Source organism: Bathymodiolus azoricus thioautotrophic gill symbiont (genome assembly GCF_001298715.1).
GTDB lineage: Bacteria > Pseudomonadota > Gammaproteobacteria > PS1 > Pseudothioglobaceae > Thiodubiliella.
Genome location: NZ_CDSC02000163.1, coordinates 1 through 2,040 on the forward strand (window position 1 = coordinate 1; position 2,040 = coordinate 2,040).

General features: G+C 36.4%; 2 protein-coding genes. One reads left to right on the top strand and one right to left on the bottom strand.

Features of this window, described 5'->3' with window-relative positions:
* Nucleotides 1–169: 169 nt before the first annotated feature.
* Entirely contained in the window at nt 170–1,720 is a 1,551-nt protein-coding gene (locus BAZSYMA_RS03250; RefSeq protein WP_143243083.1) for a hypothetical protein, read from the top strand.
* A gap of 40 nt (nt 1,721–1,760) precedes the next feature.
* On the opposite strand, the gene BAZSYMA_RS10525 is transcribed toward BAZSYMA_RS03250, so the two are convergent.
* On the bottom strand, nt 1,761–1,883 hold the full coding sequence (locus BAZSYMA_RS10525) for a hypothetical protein (protein WP_277621611.1): 123 nt from the start codon (nt 1,881–1,883) through the stop codon (nt 1,761–1,763).
* Nucleotides 1,884–2,040: the final 157 nt, after the last annotated feature.

Consider the following 2,040-nt stretch of genomic DNA (forward strand, 5'->3'; position numbering starts at 1 on the left):
TTAATTGGGCAAAAATTGGATTTTGTTAATCATTCTTATTTATGCAAAGCCCCTATAAATTAATGCAATAGATCTGAACGCCCTTTAAAACTATCCCGCACTTAACAAAACTTGACAAACCTAAATTTAACAATATAATGAAAACTTTTAAACAAAAGTAAAATTTAAAATGAATACAACATCTTTTAATACAAACTTTATTCGCATTCCTCTATTAAGCATAGTCCTCATTGCCTTAACCAACATAGCCATTGCAGGCGGACCCATCCATGGAGAAGACAGCCTAATGAATGTTTTCATGCGAAGCAAAGCATCAATAAATTTTCCAATAGATACTGATTTCTCAAACTCTAATAATGCTTTAGTATTTAACCGAGGTGCCGCTGGTGTGGATAACCATGATTTTGATAAAAAATTCTCACTTGCTAAAACACTCACAAGCATTCGCAATAGTAGCGATGTCACAAAGAATAAGGTTGCTACTCTACCTTTTGATAGTTTGCCAAACATGAAACTCCTAGATAGCTTACTAAACACATTTAACATCGGCTCAAAAACCAATGGCTTTGTAAAAATGGATTTACAAAAAAGAGATGAAAAGGTCTCTCTTTCAGACATGTCGCCAACCGCAATATTCAATCGTTTTGACCTAAGTGCCGACAATGGGCAACATTGTGGTGAATACCGTATTGTATATCATAAAAACAATGGCTCTAGATTCTTTCTAATCTTTGAGGCTGAATACCCTAACCCAGACTCTAGTAAAGGCAAGCAAGGATGTTTTGCAGTAGCAGATTTTTGGCGAAAAATAGGACACATGAGCAAAGCAGATGCACTAGTACAACTAGAAAGGTTCTTCTACAAAGGTTTAACACACAAGGGTGTCAAATTACCTGCAGTAATTAATTTTACCCACTACACTCATGGCACAGGTCAAGTGCGCTCTAACTCATTCATACAGAGTCCATGGCAACTTAGAGAATTTAAAACCGACATCAACACTAAGGGAGAGGTTGTTTTTGTTGCTGACACCGTTAAGTCCAATCCATTAACTAAACTCTTTGTCAATAAGGGGGATTTACCAATCAATTGGAATATAGGTCCATATTCGTCAACTGGTTTCTTTGCCAATAAAGAGGGATTAGATTCGCCAACTACTATCCTTGTCAAAGAAGGAAAGCCAGAGTCAAAGTCAGGTTCATACTCATACTCTATTAAAAGAAGTACAGAGTCAGATTCGTTAAAGACTTTAAGGCTTGACTTTAATCGTGATTTTGGTACTTATGTTGATAACTTGTTAGCGCCTGAAAGACGTGCAAGTAACCCTAGTGCTAGCGATATTATTAATGGCTTTAGTTTGGATAATGATGACCGTTACAATGAATTCCAATCAGATGCAAATGAAAGTGATAATACTGCTAACGGCAGAAACAAAAACTTAAGCGCAATCATCAGCAAAAAACTAACAGCGTTAAATTTGTCAAATTACAGTGTACAAATGATTAGAAACCGTGCTGAAGCAATGAGTTGTGGTGGTTGTCATCACAACAGTAACAATGCAGAAATTGCCCCGAATGTTAACTGGCCAAAGAGTGGAGATTTTGTTCATGTTGACGAGCAAGGCACCCTATCTCCAGCATTGATTAATCAATTTTTACCCGCTCGAGAGGCTTTATTAAAAGATTTTTTGCGAAAAACAACAGAAGAAATAGTAGAATAGTAGCGATTTTCTGAGGTGGATTATTCTAATGAATATGCCATTACAGTTGATCAATGGTATTAGACAAACTCAATGTGTTAATGGCATGTGCAGTAGCAAGTACCCCAATGCGAGCGGTTAAAAGTTCGTTGGTAGAGGACAGTTTGTAGTTTAAAATTTTCATAAACGCAGTAAGGTTTGGTTGTGTATAAAAGGGATGTGATTGTCTTTTGTGTTTTCACCCAATGGGTGAAGCGGTTTTTTGGTTGAAACCATTATACCAGTTGGGGTTTGTGTGTTTTTTTAATTTCTATTTTTGGATTAGGGAAATTGTAATATGG